This window comes from Actinopolyspora alba, assembly GCF_900112765.1.
GTDB classification, from domain to species: domain Bacteria; phylum Actinomycetota; class Actinomycetes; order Mycobacteriales; family Pseudonocardiaceae; genus Actinopolyspora; species Actinopolyspora alba.
Map to the genome: position 1 here is coordinate 102,417 of NZ_FOMZ01000001.1, position 22,576 is coordinate 124,992.

A 22,576-nucleotide genomic window follows, 5' to 3' on the forward strand; every position below is an offset into this window, starting at 1 on the left:
CACCGGGAACTGCCGATCCGAGCATGGCGTGTTCCGACGTTTCCACCAACCACGGTGACTTCGCGAGGACGGTCCGACGACGTGTGCGGCGCTGCCCGAGTTCGGGGACGACCACGGCGAGAGCCATGAGCGACCCCGCCGAGCGAGCGCCGGGGAAACCGGGCGGAGGAAGTCCTAATAGCATCCTGCCGTGGAGTTTCGCGAGCTGTCGGACGAGCAACGGATGCGACGTCCCGAATTCGACGTCGAACAGCTCGAACCGAGGGAAGTGACGTTCCGGGGTGAGTTCGAGGAGGAGGAGATCAGGGTTTCCTCCGGCGAGTGCGCCGGTGCCGAGGGGAGCGGACAGCTGGCGCGTGCGCTGGTCCGCGACACCGACCTCTCCGGATCCCGGTTCGCACGGCTGGTGCTTTCCGACGTCCGGTTCGGCAACACGGATCTGTCCAACGCCTCGTGGCAGGCGGTTCACGCGAGACGGGTCGAGTTCGAACGCAGTCGGGCCATCGGACTGCGGATATCGTTGGAATCGGCGCTGGACGTTTACGCCGCGGAGTGTCGGTTCGACTACGCGATGATCCACGTGAACAAGGTCAAGGGGCTGCTCGTGTTCGACGAGTGCGACTTGCGCGAGACCGTGTTCACCGGCGATCTGTCGAACGTGGTTTTCCGGGGTTGCGCATTGGACGACGCCGAGTTCGATCCCAGCGGGGCGAACGACTGCGACCTGCGCGGATCGACGCTGGACGACACTCGTGGGCTGTCCAGGATGCGCGGGGCGCGGATCTCGGTGGACCAGGCAGCCTCGGCGGCGGTGCTGCTGGCCACCGAGGTCGGGCTGCGGATCCGGGACTGAAACGCGGGGAGCCGGGTGCCCGCTCGGTTCGCCGGGAGGTGCTGGTGGCGGTGCCGACCGCGTGAGTGGCGGGAATTCGGCACCGCGTCGTAGCGGCGCGGCGATTTCGCGAGAAATCGACACCGCACCGAGGTCAGGGTCGGGATCTCTCGCGGGCCTCGCCGCGGCGAGGCCCCACATCGGCAGGCGACTGTCGGGCACCGCCGCGAGTCAGCGCACGAAACCGCTCTGCCCCTCGACCCGAATGGCACGGGCAGGGCACAGCGCGGCGGCCTGCCGCACGTCCTCGGCCCGATCCTCGGTGGGCTGATCCTCGAGGAGCTCCACGATACCGTCCTCGTCGCGCTGGTCGAACACGTCGGCGGCGGTCATTACACACTGGCCGGAGGCCACGCAGCTCTCCTGATCGACGGTAACCTTCACGGTTCTCCCCTCTCCGTGTCCGCTTGTTCCCGTTCGTCGTGGGTGCTCGGTTCGTCGTGGGCGCTCGCCGCGCGGGGGTGTCGATTTCGCGAGAAATCGACACCCCCGGCAAGGTGACCCGCCCCGGCCGGAACGACGACAGGCCGAGGCCCGCCCCAGGGGCGGCGATCGGAGTCGGTCACCAGGTGACCGGCAGCTCGTATACCCCGTAGACCGAACCGTCGTGTTTGAACGAGATGTTCTCCCGGTCGGTGGCCAACCGCAGGGTGGGGATGCGCCGGTAGAGCGTGCTGTAGACGACCCGCAGCTCCATCCGGGCCAGTGGCTGCCCCAGACACTGGTGAACCCCGAACCCGAAAGCCATGTGGTGCCGGGCGTCGCGCCGGATGTCGAGCCGGTCGGGCTCGGCGAAGGCGTCCGGATCGCGGTTGCCGATGTCGTTGGGCACGATCACCCCTTCGCCCGCTCGGATGACCTCATCGGCGATCTCGACGTCCTCCAACGCCACTCGGCGCCGACCGTTGTGGGTGATGTGCAGGTAGCGCAGCAACTCCTCCACCGTCGAGGCGACCAGTTCGGAGTCGTCGCCGGCCTCACGCAGCTCCGCCAGCTGCCGGGGGTGCTCCAACAGGGCCAACGTACCGAGCGCGATCATGTTCGCGGTGGTCTCGTGTCCGGCGATCAGCAGCAGCACCCCCATCCGGGAGGCTTCCCGCCTGGGCAGCTCGCCGGACTCCACGCGCGCCGCCAGGTCGGAGAGCAGGTCCTCCCCAGGATCGGTGAGTTTCCGCCCCACCAACCCGTCCAGGTACTCGGCCAGCGCACCGAGGGCGGCATTACGCTGTTCGGTGGTCGAGTCCCGGTGGACGATGACCTTGCTGTTGCGCTGGAAGAAGTCGTGATCGGCGTAGGGAACCCCGAGCAACTGGCAGATCACCAGTGACGGGACCGGCAGCGCGAAGGCCTCCACCAGGTCCACCGGCCCGTCGGCGGTCAGCATCTCGTCGATCCGCTCATCGACGATCCGCTGCACGAACGGACGCATCGCCTCCACCCGTTTGATGGTGAAGGGAGCCGTGACCATGCGGCGCAGCCGCGCGTGCTCGGGATCGTCCATCAGGATGAAGCTGACGGGGGAACCCTCGCTGTGCTCGTCACTGACCGGAGCCGGAGCCGGATAACCGGGGTTGGTCGGGTCGGAACTGATCCTGGAATCGGCCAGCAGCGCCCGCTGCTCGTCGTAACGGGTCACCAACCAGGGTGTGCTGCCGTCCCACAACCGGACCCGGCGCAGCGGAGCCTCTCGCTGCATGGTCCGCAACTGGGGCGGTGGATCGAACGGGCACCCCTCGGCCCTGCTCATGGGGTATTCGGGAACCTCGGCCGCGTTCGCGTCGGCCGAACCCAATGTGCTGGTCATCAACTCCTCCAATGAGATCCGTGACACGGATTCCCGGCGGCGGGGCGGCACGGAGCGCCACCCCGGTCCCGGCTTACGCAACCGGGGTGAGAATGGTCAGCTCGGTTCGAGGGCGGGCACGCTGAAGGTCTCGACGACCTCCTGGCGACGCGCGCGGACCTGTTTGGGCCTGTTCCAGCCGAGTACGGCGACCGGTGCCCCCCGCCTGGCGTAGCGCGCGACGAAACGGCGCTCGGCCGGATCGCCCTCCACGACGGTCACTTCGGATTCGGGGTGCGGCACACCGTGCACCTGGATCTTGGCGTCGAACTGGTCGGTCCAGAAGTGCGGAACCGGCGCGTAGGGACGATCGGCGCCGAGCAGATTGGCGGCCACTGCCCGGGCCTGTTCGGTGGCGTTGGTCCGGTTCTCCAACCGCATCGACTGGTCGAGCCCTTCGTGGTGCCAGCGCGCCACGTCACCGACCGCGTAGACTCCCGCCGCCGCTCGGCAGCGCGAGTCGCACACCACCCCGTCGTCGAGTCGGAGTCCGCTGTCGGCGAGCCAGTCCGTGGCGGGGGCGGCGCCGATCGCCACCACCACGGCGTCGGCGGGCAACGTCTCGCCGGTTTCGAGCCGCACCCCCGTCACCCGGCCGTGGTCCGCCTGCAACGCCTCGACACCGGCACGGGATCGGAGCCGGACGCCCCGTTCGGCGTGCAGCTCGCCCAGCATCCCGGCGACACGCGGACCGAGCTGGTCGGCCATGGGGGCGGCCTGCGGCCCCACCAGGGTGACGTCCGATTCCATGTCGCGGGCGGTGGCGGCGATCTCCGATCCGAGCACACCGTCGCCGACGACCACGACATTTCGCGCCCGCGACAGCTCTGCCCGCAGCCGCAACGAATCGTCGAGGGTGCGCAGCACGTGAACCCCCGCCGCGTCCCGACCGGGCAGCCGCTTCGGCCGAAGTCCCGTGGCGAGTACGACCGCCTCGGCGCGCAGCGTGCGACCGGATGCGGTGTGGACGGTGCGGTCGGCCGGGTCCAGCCGGACCGCCGGGTCGGCGAGGACGAACTCGGCGCCGGTTTCGACCAGTGCGGATTCCGTTCGCAACCTGCTGCGATCGGACTCCCAGTTACCGGAGAGGACCTGTTTGGACAGCGGCGGCCGGTCATAGGGTGCGTGTTCCTCCTCGCCCACCACCGTGACCGTCCCCCGGTACCCGCCGCGTCGCAGGGACTCCACCGTCGCGAGCCCGGCTGCCGAGGCACCGACCACCAGCACGCTGCTCGGCTCGCTCATGCGCCCTCGCTCACTTCGATGGCGGCGGCCGGGCAGGCATCCGCGGCCTCCCGGACCGGCCCGTGCAGGTTCTCGGAGGGCTGTTCGTCCAGCAGGATCACCACCCCGTCCTCGTCGCGCTGGTCGAACACCTCCGGAGCGAGCAGCACGCACTGCCCGGCACCGCAGCACTTCTCCTCGTCGACAGCGACCTTCACTGGTACTCCCCTTCTCGTCGTATCGGTATCGCCCACAGCGGCCCCCTGGAGCCCGGTGGGTGATCAGGACTCGGTGACGTGTGCCAACCACAGTCCGGTGATGGCGTCGATCAGTCCGGTGGCCGCCTCCTGCCAGCTGGCCCGTGGGGTGGGTGTTCCCTCCGCGAGGGCACGTTCCCGCTCGGCGTAGGTGTGCACGATCAGTTGCCTGGCCATGTCGGCGCGCTCGGCCCGCACCTCGTCCGGCAGTTCGGGAAGACACCGGTGCAGCCCGTCGAGGATGCGGTGCATGGCCGGAGAGCTCAGCGACTCCTCGACGGCGATGTCCCGCAGCGAGGGCTCGGTCATCACCTGCGCGCTGAACCTGGCGAACCAGGTGGGACTGTCCAGCTCCGCCAGGTTGTCGGCGCTGGGGCGCACCAGGCAGGTGACCCAGTCCCGGACCCGCGGACTGTCGCCGATCTCCTTCAGCCACTCGATGCGCAGCCCCTCGACCGGCTCGTTGCGCTTGCGCACGATGGCCCGGACCAGATCCGCCTTGGTCCCGAAGTGGTAGCTGACCGCGGTGTTGTTGCCCTGTTCGGCGGCCTCGCTGATCTGCCGGTTGGACACGGCCAGTACGCCGTGCTCGGCGAACAGCCGTTCCGCCGCGAGCAGGATCGCCTGCCGCGTGGCGTTGATGCGTTCTTCCCGTACGGTTCTGCCAGTCATGGCTCTCACCATCGCACCGGCACTTCACGCAGCCCGCCGACGACCAGCCCTTCGACCTGCCGCAGTTCCTCGGCGGGAACGGCGAGCTCGAGCGAGGGAAGCCTGCGAAGCAGCACCTCCAGCACTCCTTGCAGCTCGGTGCGGGCCAGCGACTGCCCCAGGCAGGAGTGCGCTCCCGCGCCGAAGGCCAAGTGCGGGTTGGGGCCGCGGTCCAGCACCATGTCGTCGGCGCTCTCGAAGACGGACTCGTCGCGATTGGCCGAGGCCATGCTGCACACCACGGTCGTCCCCCTGGGCAGGGAGGTGTCGCCGATCTCGGATTCCTCGGTGATGTAGCGGGGCATCCCGAACCCCGGGTTGGCGTCGAACCGCAGCGCCTCCTCGACGGTGCCGCGTACGAGCGATCGGTCCGCCAGCAGGCGTTCCCAGCGCCGCCGGTCGGACAGCAGCATGGACACCATCTTGCCGATCATGTTGGCCGTGGTCTCGTGCCCGGCGACCAACAGTCCCTGACCGGTTGCGACCAACTCCTCGTTCGACATTCCCCGGCCCTCGGAATCCGTCTCGGCGAGCAGCGAGCTGATCAGGTCGTCACCGGGTTCGGCGCGCTTGTTCTCGACGTGGGCCGCCATGTACTCGACGAACTCGCGCTGCGCCGCGGCGATCTCCTCCTTGCCGTAGCGGGTCATGTTCAGCAGCGTGTCCGACCAGTAGGAGAACCTGTCGCGGTCGGCGGCGGGCACGCCCAGCAGATCGCAGATCACGTAGACCGGCAGCGGGAAGCCGAGGCTCGCCTTGAGATCGGCGGGCTGCCCCTGCTCGACCATGTCGTCGATCAGCCGCTCGGCCATTTCCTCGATGCCCGGCCGCAACGCCATCATGCGCTTGGCGGTGAACCACTTGCCGACCATCCGCCGCCAGCGCAGGTGCCCCTCACCGGTCTGCGGCAGCGCGGAGGACATCGAGGTGTTGAAAACGCCGCCGGATTCGTTGTCGGCGACCCGCGCCGCGTCGTCGGCGTCGAGCTGGCGGGTGAACCGGGGATCGGACAGCACCTGCTTGACGTCCTCGTAGCGGGTCACCAGCTTGGCCTCGTCCCCGCTGGGCAGCCGCACGCCCGCCACCGGGCATCCGCCGCGTAGCCGCTCCCACTCCTCCGGCGGATCCAGCGGCGCCGGATTCGGGATCGGGTAGTTCAGCGTTCGCTCGCCCTCGCTGTGGACCATCGCGCTCCCTCCACGTGATTCGTGTCTCTGTTGCCGACCAGTCAACCGCAGATGCTAACTTAAGTCAATCGATTGATTTAGAGTTTCTCGTAGTCCCCATTCGCGACAAACCGAAAGGACGAACCGTGTCGCATGCCGACGCCGCCCCCGCACGGGGCGCTGCCGCACCACCGACGAACCTCGTCGTGGTGGTGCTGGCGTTCGGCGGGATCGTGGTCTCGCTGATGCAGACCCTGGTGATCCCGCTGGTTCCCGAACTCCCCCGGCTGCTGGACGCCCCGGCCACGGGAACCGCCTGGGTGGTCACCGTCACGCTGCTCGGCTCCGCCGTGGCCACCCCGTCCGCCGGACGCCTGGGCGACATGTACGGCAAGCGGCGAGTACTACTGGTCAGCCTGGTGCTGCTGACCTTCGGTTCCGTGATCGCCGCGCTGAGCGACTCGCTGGCACCGATGATCGTCGGGCGCGCGCTGCAGGGTCTGTCCGCGGGCGTCATTCCGCTGGGCATCAGCATCATGCGCGACGAGCTGCCGTCCGAACGGCTCGGCTCGGCGATCGCCCTGATGAGCGCCTCGCTCGGAATCGGCGGCGCGCTCGGACTGCCGGCAGCGGCGTTCCTGGCCGAGTACACCGACTGGCACGTGCTGTTCTGGACCTCCGGCGTGCTCGGTGCCGTGGCCGCCCTCGTGGTACTCGCGGTGGTGCCCGAGTCCTCGGTCCGCACCGGCGGTCGATTCGACCTGCTGGGCGCACTGGGGCTCTCGATCGGGTTGATCTGCCTGCTGCTGCCGATCTCCAAGGGAGGTGACTGGGGCTGGGGCAGCGGACCTGTCATCGGCCTGTTCGTCGCCGCGGTGATCGTGCTGCTGCTGTGGGGCCTGTGGGAGACCCGCTCCACGCGACCGCTGGTGGACCTGCGCGTGAGCGCGCGTCGCCAGGTGCTGCTGACCAACCTGGCTTCCACGGTGTTCGGCTTCGCCATGTTCGCGATGTCGCTGGTGATCCCGCAGCTGTTGCAGCTGCCGGAGGCCGCCGATTACGGCATGGGCCGGGGAATGGTGGTCGTGGGCCTGGTCATGGCGCCGTCCGGCCTGGTGATGATGGCCATGGCGCCGGTTTCCGCACGGATCTCGAAGTTGTACGGCCCGAAGGTCACCCTGATGGTCGGTGCGGTCGTGGTCGCGATCGGATACGCACTCAACATCGCGCTCATGTCGGCCATCTGGCACCTGGTGCTGATCTCCAGCGTGATCGGCGTCGGCGTGGGACTCGCCTACGGCGCCATGCCCGCACTGATCATGGCCGCGGTACCGGTATCCGAGACCGGAGCCGCGAACAGCCTGAACACGCTGATGCGATCGATCGGCACCTCGAGCGCCAGCGCGATAGCGGGCGTGATCCTCGCCCAGATGACCGTCTCGTTCGGCCCGGTGAGCTTCCCGTCGCAGGACGGGTTCCGGCTGGTGATGGGAATCGGCGCGGGCTCGGCCATCGGTGCCCTGCTCATCGCGGCCTTCCTGCCGAAACAACGATCGGTCTCGGAAGGTTCGGAGACGCGAGCGACCGAGGAGAAGGCATCCGTCGGCGAGGCCACGACCTGAGCGGAGTTCGCCGAACGGGATTCGCCGCGCTGGGTGATGGCCGACCGGCGGATGGTTCTTCGGGGCCGTGAGCGCCGAAGAACCATCCGCCGAGGTGATCGGCACGGTTCGATCAACCGAACCGGCCGGAGATGTACTCCTCGGTCGCCGTGTGCGTCGGGGTCGAGAAGATGGTGGGGGTCTCGTCGATCTCCACCAGCTCGCCGGGCTGACCGGTCCCGGCGATGTTGAAGAAACCGGTGTAGTTGCTGACCCGGGCGGCCTGCTGCATGTTGTGCGTGACGATGACGATCGTGTAGTTCTCCTTGAGCTGGGCCATCAGATCCTCCACGGCGTGCGTGGAGATGGGGTCCAGCGCGGAGCAGGGCTCGTCCATCAGCAGCACGTCCGGCCGCACGGCGATGGCACGCGCGATGCACAACCGTTGCTGCTGCCCACCGGACAGGCCGGACCCGGGCTTGCGCAGCCGGTCCTTGACCTCCTCCCAGAGGTTGGCACCGCGCAACGACTCCTCGACCACGTCGTCCGTTTCGGACTTGCGCAGCCGCTTGTTGTTCAGCCGCAGACCCGCCGCGACGTTGTCGTAGATCGACATGGTGGGAAACGGGTTGGGACGCTGGAACACCATGCCGACGTGCTTGCGCACGTCCACGGGATCCATCCCCGGTGCGTAGAGATCCTGATCGTCCATGACGACCTTTCCCTCCACCCGGGCCGACGGGATCAACTCGTGCATCCGGTTCAGCGCCCGCAGGTAGGTCGACTTGCCACAACCGGAAGGACCGATCAGGGCGGTCACGGCGCGCGGTTGGATCGTCATGGACACGCTGCGCACCGCGCGGAAGGAGCCATAGTAGATGTCCAGATCCTTGACGTCGATGCGTTTTGCCATAGCCCCTCGGCTCCTATCAGTAACACGGCGGGTAAGCGTCGGTGCGGCTGTTCGCCGCGGCGCAGGCCCTCGCGGCGCGGCGGTGGCGACTCAGCGCCCCGCTTTCGGTGCGAACAACAGCGATATCGATCGGGCCACCAGATTGAGCACCATCACGATGAGCATGAGCGTCAGCGCGGCCGTCCACGCGCGGTCCAGCGACGGATCGATCGGGACCCCGGGGCTGGCGTACTCGTAGTAGGAGAACACCGAAAGGGTCGCCATCTGCCCCGAGAACGGGTTGAGATTGGTACTGCCGGTGGCACCCGTCGCGATGAGCAACGGCGCGGTCTCCCCCACCACACGTGCGATGGCCAGGGTGACTCCGGTGCTGATACCGGCCACGGCGGTCGGTAGCACGACACGCAGGACCACCTTCCACTTCGGAGTCCCCAGTGCGAAGGCGGCCTCCCGCAGATCGTCCGGAACGATCTTGAGCATTTCCTCGCTGGAGCGCACCACGATCGGGATCATCAGCACGCTCAGCGCGACGGCACCGGCGAACCCGTTGACGGTGCCCGGTCCGAAAACCAGCGCGAACAGCGCGTAGGCGAACAACCCGGCGACGATGGAGGGAATACCGGTCATCACGTCGACGAAGAAGGTGATCGCACGGGCGAGCCTGCCGTGGCCGTACTCCACCAGGTAGATCGCGGTGGCCAACCCGATCGGCACCGACATCAGCGTGGCGAGACCACTGGTGATCAGCGTTCCCATGATCGCGTGGTACGCGCCGCCGCCATCGCCCACCACGCCACGCATCGAATAGGTGAAGAACCGCCCGTCGAAGCGGTCCAGCCCCTTCGAGATGACGGTGACCACCACCGAGACCAGCGGAGTGAGCGCCAGCAGGAACGCCGAGGTGACAACGGCGGTGAACGCACGGTCGGTTGCTTTCCTGCCGCCTTCGATCCAACGCGACCAGCCGGAGATCCCGACCGCGTAGAGCACCGCGGTCAACAGCACGAACGGGGCGACACCGAAACCCAGCAGTCGGGCGATCAGGGCCGCGAGCACGGCCGCCGCGCCGAGAACGCCCCAGGAGGCCCATCTCGGTAAGGTGCCCCGAACCAGCGACTTCGTCCCGTTCGGCGGTTCGACGCTTTCCGTTGGGGTGGGCGGAGAAGTGGTGGTGCTCATCAACTGGCTCCGGAGAAGTCGGTGCGGCGGTTGATGACCGCGCGGGCGATCATGTTCACGACCAGCGTGATGGCGAACAGCACCAGGCCGGACGCGATGAGGGTGTCGATGGCGACACCGGAGGACTCGGGAAACTCCAGGGCGATGTTGGCGGCGATCGTGGCCGGGTTACCGGAGCTGATCAGGTTGAACGTGACCCCGCCGGAGGCGGAGAGCACGATCGCCACCGCCATCGTCTCCCCCAGCGCGCGCCCGAGTCCGAGCATGGAGCCACTGATGATGCTGGAGCTGCCGAACGGCAGCACCGCCATGCGGATCATCTCCAGCCTGGTGGCTCCCAGCGCCAGCGAGGCCTCCTCGTGCAGTTTGGGGGTCTGCAGGAACGCCTCGCGGATCACGGCCGTGACGATGGGAAGGATCATCACCGCGAGCACCAGTGCCGTGGTGAGCATGGTTCTGCCGGTGGTCGAGGGTGGACCGGCGAACAGGGGGATGAATCCGAGGTACTCGTGCAGCCATTCGGCGGGTCCCCGGGTGGCGGGCGCCAGCACGGTGAATCCCCACAGGCCGTAGATGATGCTCGGTACCGCGGCGAGCAGATCCACGACGTAGCCGAGGAACTGCGCGAGCTTGCGCGGCGCGTAGTGCGTGATGAACAGGGCGATGAGCACCGCCAAGGGGGCGGCTATCACCAGCGCCAGCACGGAGGCCAGCAGCGTGCCGAACACCAGCGGCCAGATGTAGAGGACGAGTCCCCCTTCACCCGGAATCTCCTCGGCGGGCGCCACGAAGGAAGGCCAGGCCTCGATCAGCAGGAACGCCGCGACTCCGGCCAGCACCACCAGGATCAACACACCGGCACCGGTGGTTATCCCACGAAACGCCTGGTCGGCGGGCCGCTTACGTACTCGACGGGCGGTCGCGGCACCTTGCCCGGTATTGCTCACGAGCGATCCCTTCGGGGTTGACCTGTGGTGGGGCGGGCGAAAATTCCTCGATCGCCGACGACCAAGATTCCGGGGTCACCCTCGCGGTGATCCCCGGAACCGTGGCTGGCGTGGTTCAGCTGCTCGCGCCGATCGCCTCGACCGCGGGCTGCAGCTTCTCGCGCAGTCCGGCCGAGATCGGGGCCGAGCCGGCGGCGTCGGCCGCGGCCTGCTGCCCTTCCTCGCTGATGAGGTACTCGAAGTAGGAGCGGACGAGCTCTCCGGTGTTCGCGTCGTCGTAGCTGCCGCAGGCCATGCCGTAGGAAACCAGCACGATCGGGTAAGTACCGGATTCGGTGGTGTCCCGCGCCAGGTCGTAGGCGTAGACGTGCTCGCCCTGCCCGGTCTTGCGCTCCGAGACCTCCAGCACCTTGGCGGCGGCCTCGGGCGAGTAGGAGACGAACTCGCCACCGACACCGACCGCGACCGTGCCGAGGTCGCCTGCCTGGCTGGCGTCGAGGTAACCGATGGTGCCCTGCCCGGCGTCGATGGCGCTCTTCACACCGGAGGTTCCCTTCGCCGCCTCGCCACCGGAAACCGGCCAGTTACCGCTGACCTCGTGCGGCCAGGCGTTCGGGGCGGCGGTGGACAGGTAGTCCACGAAGTTCTCCGTCGTGCCCGACTCGTCGGAACGGTTCACCGGCGTGATGGGCAGATCGGGGAGATCGGCGTTCGGGTTGGTTTTCTTGATCGCCTCGGCGTTCCACTTGGTGATCTTCTGGTTGAAGATCTTGGCGATCGTTTCGGGGGTCAGTTTCAGTTCGTCGATGCCGTCGAGATTGAACGCGACGGCGACCGGCGAAACGTAGACCGGCATCTCGACGAGGGTGCCGCAACGCTGTTTGGCGCCCTTGAGTTCCTCGCCCTCCAGCGCGGCGTCGGTGCCACCGAAATCGCTCGCCCCGTTGACGAAACGCTCCCGGCCACCGCCGGAACCGATCGGCGAGTAGTTGACCGTCACATCGGGATTCTGCTCGGAAAAGGCCGCGCGCCAGGCCTGCTGTGCGGCCTCCTGGGAGCTGGCTCCCGCCCCGTCGAGCGTTCCGGAGAGTCCCGACCCCTGGTCCGAGTTGCCCGAGGACTCGTTGGCGGCGCCGCACGCTCCGAGAACCACGGTCAGCGCTGCTGCCGCCGCACCGGCGGCAGTACGTCTGACAATACTGCGCTGCACAGGTAGCCCCTTTTCACGCTGCTGCGGCCGATGGGCACCGGCCGTCTTCTGCACTGGCGAGAGTGACACTAGAGCGAAAAGGTGACGTGCCGAATCAACTCAGATGAACAGCAGTGGAATAGCGAACCACAGAAATCACTCATCACGGATGAATCACGAAACAACCACGAACCGAAAACTGTGGTAACGCCGCACCTCGTGGTTTTCCGCGAGCCCGCCCCGAACAGCGCGGCGATCCCTTTTCGGGACACGCTGTTTTCAGCGCGACACAAAGCGTAACCGAAAATCGGAAAACGCGCATCCCCCGGAAGATCCGGCAGGACTCGCACTCCGGGGGACGACAACCGACACATCGGCTCACGGAAGGAGGAACGGCACCCGCGCGACGGTTCGTGCGGCGGACCGCGACTCAGCCGCGACGACGGCTACCCGACATCTCCCGAAGCGGTGAACAACCGCTGCTCGGTGACCCGCAGCGCCAACGATCGATCCATTTTGGACAAAACAGATTCCGCGCCGGCCGCGCGCAGCAGTCTGCCCGCGCAACCCCCGCCGGAGAACCCGAACGCGAGCACACCCGCACGGCGGGCAGCGACGATCTCCTCCTCGGTACTTCCCACGAAAGCCAGCCGAGGGTACTCCACGCGCAGCCTCGCCAGTTCGGTCACCCTGTCGCGACTACCCGGGATCACAATGGACAACCGGTCGGCGACGCGTAGCCTGCGTGCCTGGGCCGCGACTTCTCGCAACGGCTGTTCGGTGAGCACGATCACCGGGATCGAGGCGAGGCGCGCCCCCAACAACGCGTCATCGGCGCCGGGAACCAGCCGGGCGCGGCCACGGTGGTACTGAACGAGGGTGCCGCTCCAACCCAGCACCACGGCACGATTCGGATCGTCGTACACGGCAAAGGGCTCCCGGTCCCGATGAGCAGATGCGCACACCCTGCTTCACCGGCGGGAACGAGAGCCACCCACACCGGATTAACGAATTCCCAACACTGGATTACACGCATCGAACGGAGGACGCGGCGCGCTCCGGTGGCGGCGTCGATTTCTCGCGAAATCGCCGCGCCGCTGGACGAGGCCGACGGTGGACATGGGGCGGTTCCCCGCGCGGAGGCCGTCAATTTCTCGCGAAATCGCCGCGCCGCTACGACGCAGCGCCGAACTCCCACCACTTACGCAGTCGGCACCGCCGCGGGTTCTCCGGTGCGGCTCTCGCGAGGAAGGCCCGACGTGGCGTAGGTCGCTACCCGATGTCGGGCCTCCCCGCAGCGAGAGCCGTGCCAGAGGTTCCGCCACCCCACCTCGGGGCGGCGTCGATTTCTCGCGAAATCTCCACCCCGAAGACCGCCGTGGGGACGCGACCATACGGCGTGAGCAGCGTACGTGTCCCTGGTGCGTGAGTCGGATGCATTGCCAGGCCGGGCCGCTCGCCGCGTAGGTCGCTACTCAAGAGCCGGCCCAACACTCCCAAGGCGCCGACTCACGTGCCGGTTACCCAGCCACGTAACCAAGACACTCGAATTCAATTCTCCGGAGGTTGCCAGGGATCTTCCCTGGGGAGCCCGGCGGCACGCCCCTTGGCCGCCACCACGAGCGCCATCTTGCGGGAAGCCTCGTCGATCATCTCGTCACCCAGCATGGCGGCACCACGCCTGCCACCGGCTTCCGAGGTGTACCAGGCATAGGCGTCGAGGATGTTCTCCGCCCGCTCGTAGTCCCGCTGCCGCGGCGAGAACACCTCGTTGACGGGCTCGACCTGGCCGGGGTGCAGCACCCACTTGCCGTCCAGACCGAGCGCGGCGGAACGACCGGCCACCCGGCGAAGTCCCTCGAGGTCCTTGATCTGCAGGTACGGCCCGTCGATGGCCTGCAGACCGTTGGCGCGGGCCGCGGTGAGCAACCGCATCAGCACGTGATGGTAGGCGTCGCCCACGTCGTATCCGGGAGGCTGCTCACCGACCACGAGCGAGGGCATGTTGATGGAGGCCATGAAATCGGCCGGGCCGAACACCAGTGCGCGCAGCCGGCCCGAGGCGGCGGCTATCGAGTCGACCGAGGTCAGCCCCTTGGCGTCCTCGATCTGCGCCTCGATACCGATCGTCCCCACGGCGAGCCCCAGTGCCCGTTCGATCTGGGTGATCGTGAGGTCGAGCCAACTCACCTGCTCGGGACCGGTGACCTTGGGGAGCATGACGGTGTCCAGCGACCGGCCCGCCCCCTCCACCACGTCCACCACGTCGCGGTAGGCCCACTGGCTTTCCGGATCGTTGATCCGGACGGTGCGGATCCGGTCTCCCCAGCCTCCCTCGTTCAGCGCGGCGACGACGTTCTCGCGTGCCTGGGCCTTGGCCAACGGGGCAACCGCGTCCTCCAGATCGAGGAAGAACTGGTCCGACCCCAGCCCCCTGGCCTTGTCGATCATCTTCGGGCTGGAGCCGGGCACCGCGAGACAGCTGCGGCGGGAACGTTGCGGATCGGCCACGTCGGGCACTCCTTCGCGCGGGAACACTGCTGTCCGATCCTCCGCCCGCCGGGCTCACCGGACGGAAGCGGCCCGGTCTCACCATGTGGACAGGCGGAGACATCGAGTGGTCACGTCGGCGATTCCGGGCGAGGTGTCACCACGAACCGCCGCGAACCGGGTTTTGTCTACCACGAGGCGACCGGCATGCGGTCCTCGCCGCGTTTCGCCGCTGCTCAGCCCGGTCGGAACAACTAGCCTGATCGGCGTGGCTGGCAGCAGCAGGGTATTCGCGGCGCGCATGTCCGGCCTTGTCGTCTTCGGACCCGACGGGCAGTCCATAGGCAAGGTGCGCGACGTCGTGGCGGGGCTGCGCAAGGACCGACGCCCACCACGCGTGCTGGGGATCGTGGTCGAGGTCGCCACCCACCGCCGCATCTTCGTCCCCATGCTGCGGGTCACCGGTATCGACTCCAATGCGGTGCTGCTTTCCACCGGCAGCGTTAACATGCGCCGGTTCCACCAGCGTCCGAACGAGGTGCTGGTGCTCGGCCAGCTGCTGGACGCGCGGGTGACGCTGCTCCCCTCCGGCAGGTCGGCCGTGCTCGTCGACGCGGCGCTGGAACAGCAGCGCAACCGGGAGTGGCAGCTCGGCAAGGTGGCCGTGCACGTGCGCAGCGGACCGCTGGGACGCAAGGGACCGATACAGGTGCTGGCCTGGGACCAGGTCGCCGGACCCGCCACGGCACAGCTGACGGAGCAACCGCAGGAGGTCAACGAGCTGCTCGGCGTCCTCGACGAGATGCGCGCGGTCGACGTGGCCAGCGCGCTGCACGACCTGCCGGAGAAGCGGCGGTACGAGGTGGCGGAGGCTCTGGACGACGAGCGGCTGGCCGACGTCGTCGAGGAACTCCCGGAGGAGGACCAGAAGGATCTGGTGGCACATCTCGACGAGGACCGGGTGGCCGACCTGCTCGAGGCGATGAACCCGGACGACGCCGCCGACCTGCTGGCCGAGTTGACCGAACCGGACAAGGAACGACTGCTCAACCTGATGGCCCCCGAGGAGTCCGAACCCGTCAAACGGCTGCTGGCGTACTCGGCCGACACCGCGGGCGGTCTGATGACCCCCGACCCGGTGGTGCTGGCACCGGACGCCACCGTCGCGGAGGCCCTCGCCCGCGTGCGCAACGCGGAACTGCCGGTCGCGCTGGCGAGCATGGTCTTCGTCTGCCGCCCGCCCTCGGAGACCCCGACGGGCCCGTATCTCGGCTGCGTCCACATCCAGCGGCTGCTGCGCGAGCCCCCGTCCAACCTCGTCGCCGGAGCGGTGGACACCGATCTCGCCAGCCTGCCGACCGGAGCCAAACTGGCCGAGATCACCCGGTACTTCGCCGCCTACAACCTGGTCTGCGGAGCGGTGCTGGACGACCAGGAACATCTGCTCGGCGCCGTCACCGTCGACGACGTGCTGGACCACCTGCTCCCGGAGAACTGGCGCGAGGGAGGTCTTCCCGACGCCGGGACTCCCGACTTCGAGCCGAAGACGGACGGTGAGCATGCCTGAACTCTTCCCGCGCAGACGGCTCGACCAGCCACGCAGACGCCACCGCCTCGCCTTCGAGCTCGACCCGGAGATGTTCGGCAAGTTCTCCGAACGGATCGCGCGCCTCCTCGGCACCGGCAAGTTCCTGTTCTGGCAGACCGTGCTCGTCACCAGCTGGATCACGATCAACCTCGTGGCGGTACGATTGGCCTGGGACCCCTACCCGTTCATCCTGCTCAACCTGGCGTTCTCCACGCAGGCCGCCTACGCGGCACCGTTGATCCTGCTGGCGCAGAACCGGCAGGACGACCGGGACCGGGTGTCGCTCGAGGAGGACCGTGCGCGGGCGGAGCGGACCAAGGCCGACACCGAGTACCTCGCTCGGGAGCTCGCCGCCCTTAGACTGGCTGTCGGCGAGGTCGCCACACGGGACTACCTGCGCGGCGAACTGGATCGGTTGCGTGACGACCTCCCCGGCACGGAGAGCCCGGAAAGCAGGCGACGAAGAAGCAGCGCACGGGGTGAAGGATCCGACAGCTCCGGAGCCGTCGAGCAGGATTGAACGGAACGATTGCCGGTCGGGCTGTGAATCCTCGGGTACTCGTCCGTAACATGAGTGTCGGCACACCAGCTCAGGAAAGGTCGGTGTCGCGTAACCGTGACCACTACGCAGCCCACTCCCACCGAGGACGCGGTGCGGCAGGCCCTCACCAAGGTGGAGGACCCGGAGATCCACAAGCCGATCACCGATCTCGGCATGGTCAAGGACGTGACCATCGGCTCCGAGGGTGACGTCAAGGTCGGCGTGTACCTGACGGTGCAGGGCTGTCCGATGCGGGAGACCATCACCCAGCGGGTCGACTCAGCCGTTTCCGAGGTCACCGGGGTCAGCTCCGTCGAGGTGGAACTCGACGTGATGAGTGACGAACAGCGCACCGAACTGCGCAAGCAGCTGCGCGGTGACTCCGAGGAACCCCGCATTCCCTTCGCCGAGCCGGGATCGCTCACCCGGGTTTACTGTGTCGCCTCCGGCAAGGGCGGCGTCGGCAAGTCCAGCGTGACCGTCAACCTCGCGGCCTCGATGGCCGAGCGCGGCCTGTCCGTCGGTGTCGTCGACGCCGACATCTACGGCCACTCGGTGCCACGAATGCTGGGGACCGAGAGCAAGCCCACCCAGGTCGAGAACATGATCATGCCGCCGCAGGCGCACGGGGTCAAGCTGATCTCGATCGGCATGTTCACCCCGGGAAACACGCCGGTGGTCTGGCGTGGCCCGATGCTGCACCGCGCGTTGCAGCAGTTCCTCTCGGACGTCTTCTGGGGGGACCTGGACGTGCTGCTGCTGGACCTGCCACCGGGTACCGGCGACGTCGCGCTGTCCACCGCCCAGCTGATCCCGAACGCGGAGATCCTGGTGGTCACCACACCGCAGCAGGCCGCGGCAGAGGTGGCCGAGCGTGCGGGCGCCATCGCGATGCAGACCCGACAGCGCATCGCCGGTGTCGTGGAGAACATGTCGTGGATGGAGCTGCCCGACGGTCAGCGCGTGGAGGTATTCGGCACCGGCGGCGGTCAGATCGTCTCGGACTCGCTGACGCGCTCCGTCGGTTCGGATGTCCCGCTGCTCGGACAGGTACCGCTGGACACCCGACTTCGCGAGGCCGGGGACAGCGGCTCCCCACTGGTGCTGGAGGATCCCGACTCGCCCGCGAGCCAGGTGCTGGCCGACGTCGCCAAGAAGTTGTCGACCAGGGCACGGGGACTGGCAGGGCAGTTGCTCTCCGTCTCCCCCGCATGAGACAGCGGGAGTCCGACCGGTTTGCGTGGCTGGCTTCGTGGCGGAACCTCGCGTGCGGTGCCGACTCACGTGCCGGCTACGCAACCACCTGTGCAACCGGCACCCGACCAATCCACCATCAGGGGTGTCGATTTCGCGAGAAATTGACACCCCGGCATGGCGGTGTGGCCCCGGCTCCGTCAATTTCTCGCGAAATCGCCGGGCGGTGGGACGAGGCGGTGCCGAACTCCCGCCACTCCCGCAGGCCGAACTCCCGCCGCCCTCGCAGTCGGCACCGCCGCGGGTTCTCGCGTGCGGTTCTCGCGAGGAAGGCCCGACGTGGCGTAGGTGGCTACTCGATGTCGGGCCTCGCCGGAGCGAGAGCCGTGCGCGAGGTTCCGCCACCCGCACCGCTGTGCGGACCGGGTGGAGCAAGGTCACGCTCAGGTGCGGGCGATGGCCAGCAGACCGCTGCCGATGGGCAGGGCGACCGGGACCAACCTGGGATCGGCGTGAATGGCGTTCAGGATGTCGCGGGGCATCTGCGGACCGCCGTCGGGATCGAACACCCTGTCACCAGCGGCATGCCGAAACGCCCCGTTGAGAATCAACGTCGCACCGGGGCGCAGCAGCGGTGCGGCCAGTTCCAACAGCTCCGCCATGGGCGAGTTCCCGACCACGACGTGCACCAGGTCGTAGGCGTCCTCGGCCAGCCTGGGCAGCACCTCCGCCCCCACACCGGTGATCATCCGAAGCTTATTGCCCGACAGTCCGGCCTCGGCGACCGCCTCGCGGGTCGCCCGCTGCGCCTCGGTGTCGAGTGTGATACACGTCAGGGTGCCTTCCGGGATCATTCCCTCGCACAGGGCGAGCGCCGTGGACGACGAACCGGCGACCTCCACCGCCGCCCTGGCGCGCAACGCCGATGCCAGGAAACGCAACATCGCCTCGGGCGACCCGAACCGTTCCTCCACGACCCCGTCGGTCATCGGCGGTTCCCCGACCAGCTCCACTGGGGCGCGAGCGGAGTTCCGGACGCGGCCGGGTATACCCCCGCCGCGGTCGCGGGGTGGCGGAGGGCCACTACCCATCGGCACGGGGGAGGAAATCTCGGGTTGCACAATTGCACAGGTTATCGTTGCGGGAGTGGCTACTCGCCGAGGTGGGGTACAACGATCGCGTAACCTCTGCCCACCGCCGGGTAACGCTCCGGGAGTCCACGTACGCACCGTTCCGGCAGCTCCCGCCGCACGAATTTCCGAATCCGACTCACAACAGAGCGAAACGAGTTCGGAAGAGATCGGTTACGCATGGAACCCGGCCGCGGCCCCGGAGGACCGGACCGTTCGCGGGAGACCCCGGTACTCACCGGGATGGCGGGCCGATGGGTGAGAACAAGTTCTCAGGAGCTTCTCAGGCTCTTATCACGGTCACCTAATCCCCGGGAAGCACACTCGAAGGGTGACAGTCGGCAGGATTTGCGACGCATCGCCGCTACGTCCCCACGAAGAGCCGCGGTGCCGGGAACAAACCGGCCGAGGCGATCGTTCTACCGGGCGCAACCGCCCGCAGGAGGTGCCTTCTCGCCACATGGCCACCCACACGGCAGCACCGAGCCCGATTCCACCGAACACCACGGGAACAGCACGTTCCGACAGCGGAACCACGGCCCCCCGGTCGGTGGATTCGGAAGAGCACGGCGAACAACACGTGGTTTCCCCCGAGGAGACCACCGCCAACTGGACACCCCCCTCGTGGGAGGAAGTGGTCCGGGAACACGCTGACCGCGTGTACCGGTTGGCGTTCCGGCTCTCCGGCAACAAGCACGACGCGGAGGATCTCACTCAGGAGACCTTCATCCGGGTGTTCCGGTCACTGGCGTCGTACCGCCCCGGCACCTTCGAGGGATGGCTGCACCGCATCACGACCAACCTCTTCCTGGACATGGCACGCAGGCGCTCCAGACTGCGCATGGAGGGACTGCCGGAGGACACCGATCGCATTCCGGGACGCGGCCCGAGTCCGGAGCAGGTTTTCCAGGACACCCATCTGGATCCGGACCTGCAGGCTGCCCTGGAGGAGCTCTCTCCGGAGTTCCGTGCGGCGATCGTGCTGTGTGACGTCGAAGGGCTCTCCTACGAGGAGATCGGTGCCACGCTGGGCGTCAAGCTGGGAACCGTACGTAGCCGCATCCACCGCGGGCGGCAGTTGCTGAAGTCGGCCCTGGAAGCTCGCCGTGAGCTCACTCGGGAGGAAACAGCATGACCGGTCTTCGAGGGTGGGGGCTGCCTGAGCAGCATCTGGCGCTGGACGCGCTCGTGGCTTTCGTGGACGGCGAGCTCAGCCCGGGGGCGCACGACCGCGCCGCCGCGCACCTGGCCACCTGCCCGAGTTGTGCCACGGAGGCGGACGCACAGCGGCAGGCACGTTCGGCCGTACGAACCGCGTCGACACCTTCGATCTCCCCGCAACTGCTGCAGTCGCTGCAGTCGATCCCCGCGACCGCCGAGCTACCCGAGCAGCCGGACAACCTGGCGCTGAGCGAGGACGGACAGCTCGTCACGCTCAACCGGCGTCCGGGGAGCTCGAAATCCGCACCCTTAGGGACGAGCACCCCGTTGGGAAAAGGTTCCGGCCGATTCGGATCCGTCTCCGAGGGCGGCTCGCTCCCGACCGACACGGGGACGCAGCAATCGAGGCTCGGCGGACGTCGCGCCAAACAGAGTGCCGGTGTGGTGTTCTCCGGCCTCGTGCTGGGGGCGCTGGCATTCATGAACACCCCGGCGGACGGAGCACGTAACCCGGCGAACACGGTGCCCGATCCGATGCCGCAGGGCGGAGCTGTCGAGGAGGCGGGCAGCTCGGCCACGCCGAGCGAGGGCGCCCCGACCACCGCGGCGACGATTCCCACGGCCGAGTCGACGACAGCTCCGGCCACCAGTGTCTCCGTGCGGCCGGACTCGCTGGACAGGAGTTCCACTCCCGAGCCCGACCCGGCTTCGTAACCGCCACACACCGAGTTCACGCGCGGAAGCCAACGAGGACTTCACTCCCGCTCGGGCAACATGGCACGTGCGCCGAAGTGTCGAGCGCGGGAGACGGCCGGAGGATTCGCCGAGCGGCTATCCCACTCCGGTGAGCGCGATGTCTCCTTCGTGTGATGCACTCAGGGCAGCCGGCCGAACCGACACGTGCGTAAAACCGGGGAGCGATGAGCGAGCAGCCGAGGACATCCGCGCATCAGGGGGATCCGGGAGAGCATTCGGGCACGGATGGACCCGCTGCGAGCGTCGAGCACGATGAGCCGACGAAACACCCGGAGACAGCGCCGCGGTACTCCTCAGCCGGGAACGGCTCGGAAGAGCATCCGCCCGAGGCCGCCGTCTTCGGCAGGCCCGAGGGAGTTCGAGGCAGCTTCGACCACCGGGGGATCGACAGCACTCCCCGGGTGAATCACGCGCCACCGACCCCGGAATCACTGGCGCACGCGTTCGGTCGTCCGGCGGGCGCCTCGGAACCATTACAACGCGCACCGTGGGAAACGGGAGCACGGCAGTCGGGCGAGGACGGCGCCGACGAACCGGTCTTCTGGAACGAGCAGGGCGAACGGGATCCCTGGCGCGATCCAACCTCCGGAGCGGTACTCGGTGGCCCCGCGCTGGAGGAGAACCGCTCGGAGTCGGGGACGACCCCCGGTGATGGGCCGCTGCTCAGTGCCCGCGAAGTGCTGTTCGGACGCAGGGTCCGTCCCCGTTCCCTGCTCACCCTTGGACTGGTGGTGTTGCTGCTCGGAGCGGCCGGGGGATTCGTGGGGCGTATCACCGCCGAGGAGGGCAATCCGCTCACCAATCCGGACGTGACGCTGGCCAGTGTGGAGCCGGGCAACGACCGCCCCGCGGGTTCGGTTTCGGGAGTCGCCTCTCGCGTGGTGCCCGCTGTGGTCTCGGTCGAGGTGAGAATAGGTTCCGAGGGGGGTACCGGCTCGGGTGTCGTGATCGACGGCAACGGCTACGTCGTGACGAACAACCACGTGGTCTCGATGGCCGCGGAAACACCGAACGCGAAGATATTCACGGTTTTCTCGGACGGCACCAGGACATCGGCTCGAATCGTCGGACGCGATCCGCAGACCGACCTCGCGGTGCTCAAGGTGGAGGTCAGCAATCCGACCGTCGCGCGGTTGGGGTCCTCGGAGGATCTGCGCGTCGGGGACAGAGTACTGGCCATCGGTTCCCCGCTGGGGCTGGACAACACCGTCACCAGCGGCATCGTCAGTTCGATTGACCGGCCGATGCGACTCGCCGGTGAGGGCACCGACACCAACGCCGTGATCGACGCCATTCAGACCGACGCGGCCGTGAACCCGGGCAACTCGGGCGGAGCGTTGGTGTCGGGGAACGGAGCCGTGGTGGGCATCAACACGGCCATCAGGACGTTGGGCACGGGCGGCAGCAGCGGATCGATCGGTCTCGGGTTCGCGATACCGATCGACAAGGTCCGCCGGATAGCCCAACAGCTCATCCGCACCGGTGAGGTACGGCACGCCGAGCTCGGCGTGAACACCAAGTCGGTCACCGACGGCATCGCCGACGGTGCCCAGGTCCAGAACGTGCAGCAGGGCAGCGCCGCCGAGAAGGCCGGAATCGTCGAGGGCGACGTGATCACCAAGGTGGACGACCGTGAGATCACCGGGGCCGACGAGTTGCAGGTCGCGGTGGACGAGCACGACGTGGGTGCGGTCGTTCCGGTGACCGTGGTTCGCGATGGCAACGAACTCGTCCTGGACGTCACCCTCCAATAGCGCGCCGAGTTTGGATAGGCTGAGTCCGGACAGCGGTTCC

21 protein-coding genes are annotated in these 22,576 nt (G+C 67.9%); 8 read left to right on the forward strand and 13 right to left on the reverse strand.

Translation table 11 applies throughout. The features are described from left to right. Window positions 1-190: 190 nt before the first annotated feature. Window positions 191-853, forward strand: a complete 663-nt coding sequence (locus BM150_RS00435; protein WP_092922112.1) for a pentapeptide repeat-containing protein — start codon at window positions 191-193, stop codon at window positions 851-853. Between the two features lie 210 nt (window positions 854-1,063). On the opposite strand, the gene BM150_RS00440 is transcribed toward BM150_RS00435, so the two are convergent. From BM150_RS00440 to BM150_RS00465, 6 genes are all read right to left on the reverse strand, one after another. Continuing rightward, a complete protein-coding gene (locus tag BM150_RS00440; protein WP_092922115.1) occupies window positions 1,064-1,276 on the reverse strand; it encodes a ferredoxin in 213 nt (70 codons plus the stop codon). A gap of 178 nt (window positions 1,277-1,454) precedes the next feature. Then, a complete protein-coding gene (locus BM150_RS00445; RefSeq protein ID WP_092923149.1) occupies window positions 1,455-2,696 on the reverse strand; it encodes a cytochrome P450 in 1,242 nt (413 codons plus the stop codon). Between the two features lie 96 nt (window positions 2,697-2,792). Beyond that, window positions 2,793-3,980 carry an NAD(P)/FAD-dependent oxidoreductase gene (locus BM150_RS00450; protein ID WP_092922118.1) on the reverse strand — a complete coding sequence of 396 codons (1,188 nt, stop codon included), beginning with the start codon at window positions 3,978-3,980 and terminating at the stop codon, window positions 2,793-2,795. Further along, window positions 3,977-4,177 (reverse strand): ferredoxin, encoded by a 201-nt coding sequence (locus BM150_RS00455; RefSeq protein WP_092922121.1) that lies wholly within the window; start codon window positions 4,175-4,177, stop codon window positions 3,977-3,979. Before BM150_RS00455 ends, BM150_RS00450 begins: the two co-directional genes overlap by 4 nt. Window positions 4,178-4,240: 63 nt before the next feature. Beyond that, window positions 4,241-4,888 (reverse strand): TetR/AcrR family transcriptional regulator, encoded by a 648-nt coding sequence (locus tag BM150_RS00460; protein ID WP_092922124.1) that lies wholly within the window; start codon window positions 4,886-4,888, stop codon window positions 4,241-4,243. A gap of 5 nt (window positions 4,889-4,893) precedes the next feature. Then, a complete protein-coding gene (locus BM150_RS00465; RefSeq protein ID WP_092922127.1) occupies window positions 4,894-6,114 on the reverse strand; it encodes a cytochrome P450 in 1,221 nt (406 codons plus the stop codon). A 125-nt stretch (window positions 6,115-6,239) separates the two neighbouring features. Between BM150_RS00465 and BM150_RS00470 the strand changes: the two genes are divergently transcribed. After that, window positions 6,240-7,715, forward strand: a complete 1,476-nt coding sequence (locus BM150_RS00470; RefSeq protein WP_245755175.1) for an MFS transporter — start codon at window positions 6,240-6,242, stop codon at window positions 7,713-7,715. A gap of 112 nt (window positions 7,716-7,827) precedes the next feature. On the opposite strand, the gene pstB is transcribed toward BM150_RS00470, so the two are convergent. The 6 genes from pstB to BM150_RS00500 form a co-directional block, all read right to left on the reverse strand. Then, the gene (gene pstB / locus BM150_RS00475) at window positions 7,828-8,607 is read right to left on the reverse strand and encodes a phosphate ABC transporter ATP-binding protein PstB (RefSeq protein ID WP_092922130.1); all 780 of its coding nucleotides are present in this window, start codon (window positions 8,605-8,607) and stop codon (window positions 7,828-7,830) included. Window positions 8,608-8,697: 90 nt separating this feature from the next. Next, window positions 8,698-9,786, reverse strand: a complete 1,089-nt coding sequence (pstA, locus tag BM150_RS00480) for a phosphate ABC transporter permease PstA (protein ID WP_092922133.1) — start codon at window positions 9,784-9,786, stop codon at window positions 8,698-8,700. Next, entirely contained in the window at window positions 9,786-10,733 is a 948-nt protein-coding gene (pstC, locus tag BM150_RS00485; protein WP_092922136.1) for a phosphate ABC transporter permease subunit PstC, read from the reverse strand. The genes pstA and pstC overlap by 1 nt, the downstream gene beginning before the upstream one ends. A gap of 115 nt (window positions 10,734-10,848) precedes the next feature. After that, window positions 10,849-11,943, reverse strand: a complete 1,095-nt coding sequence (locus BM150_RS00490) for a phosphate ABC transporter substrate-binding protein PstS (protein WP_092922139.1) — start codon at window positions 11,941-11,943, stop codon at window positions 10,849-10,851. Between the two features lie 425 nt (window positions 11,944-12,368). After that, a complete protein-coding gene (locus BM150_RS00495; protein ID WP_092922141.1) occupies window positions 12,369-12,848 on the reverse strand; it encodes an HAD family hydrolase in 480 nt (159 codons plus the stop codon). A 625-nt stretch (window positions 12,849-13,473) separates the two neighbouring features. Further along, a complete protein-coding gene (locus BM150_RS00500) occupies window positions 13,474-14,433 on the reverse strand; it encodes an HpcH/HpaI aldolase/citrate lyase family protein (protein WP_092923155.1) in 960 nt (319 codons plus the stop codon). Window positions 14,434-14,680: 247 nt separating this feature from the next. Between BM150_RS00500 and BM150_RS00505 the strand changes: the two genes are divergently transcribed. The 3 genes from BM150_RS00505 (at window position 14,681) to BM150_RS00515 (ending at window position 17,756) form a co-directional block, all read left to right on the forward strand. Beyond that, window positions 14,681-15,979 carry a magnesium transporter MgtE N-terminal domain-containing protein gene (locus tag BM150_RS00505; protein ID WP_175496609.1) on the forward strand — a complete coding sequence of 433 codons (1,299 nt, stop codon included), beginning with the start codon at window positions 14,681-14,683 and terminating at the stop codon, window positions 15,977-15,979. Next, window positions 15,972-16,520, forward strand: a complete 549-nt coding sequence (locus BM150_RS00510) for a DUF1003 domain-containing protein (protein WP_092922145.1) — start codon at window positions 15,972-15,974, stop codon at window positions 16,518-16,520. The genes BM150_RS00505 and BM150_RS00510 overlap by 8 nt, the downstream gene beginning before the upstream one ends. 96 nt (window positions 16,521-16,616) lie before the next feature. Next, window positions 16,617-17,756, forward strand: a complete 1,140-nt coding sequence (locus BM150_RS00515; protein ID WP_092922148.1) for an Mrp/NBP35 family ATP-binding protein — start codon at window positions 16,617-16,619, stop codon at window positions 17,754-17,756. A 422-nt stretch (window positions 17,757-18,178) separates the two neighbouring features. On the opposite strand, the gene BM150_RS00520 is transcribed toward BM150_RS00515, so the two are convergent. Then, the gene (locus BM150_RS00520) at window positions 18,179-18,724 is read right to left on the reverse strand and encodes an O-methyltransferase (RefSeq protein ID WP_092923161.1); all 546 of its coding nucleotides are present in this window, start codon (window positions 18,722-18,724) and stop codon (window positions 18,179-18,181) included. Window positions 18,725-19,325: 601 nt separating this feature from the next. On the opposite strand from BM150_RS00520, the gene sigE reads away from it, so the two are divergent. The 3 genes from sigE to BM150_RS00535 all read left to right on the forward strand — a co-directional run bounded on the left by sigE (window position 19,326) and on the right by BM150_RS00535 (window position 22,536). After that, a complete protein-coding gene (gene sigE / locus BM150_RS00525) occupies window positions 19,326-20,000 on the forward strand; it encodes an RNA polymerase sigma factor SigE (protein WP_175496610.1) in 675 nt (224 codons plus the stop codon). Next, window positions 19,997-20,740, forward strand: coding sequence for an anti-sigma factor family protein (locus BM150_RS00530; protein WP_175496611.1), 744 nt, complete (start codon window positions 19,997-19,999; stop codon window positions 20,738-20,740). Before sigE ends, BM150_RS00530 begins: the two co-directional genes overlap by 4 nt. A gap of 206 nt (window positions 20,741-20,946) precedes the next feature. After that, window positions 20,947-22,536 (forward strand): trypsin-like peptidase domain-containing protein, encoded by a 1,590-nt coding sequence (locus BM150_RS00535; protein WP_092922151.1) that lies wholly within the window; start codon window positions 20,947-20,949, stop codon window positions 22,534-22,536. The last annotated feature ends 40 nt before the right edge of the window (window positions 22,537-22,576 follow it).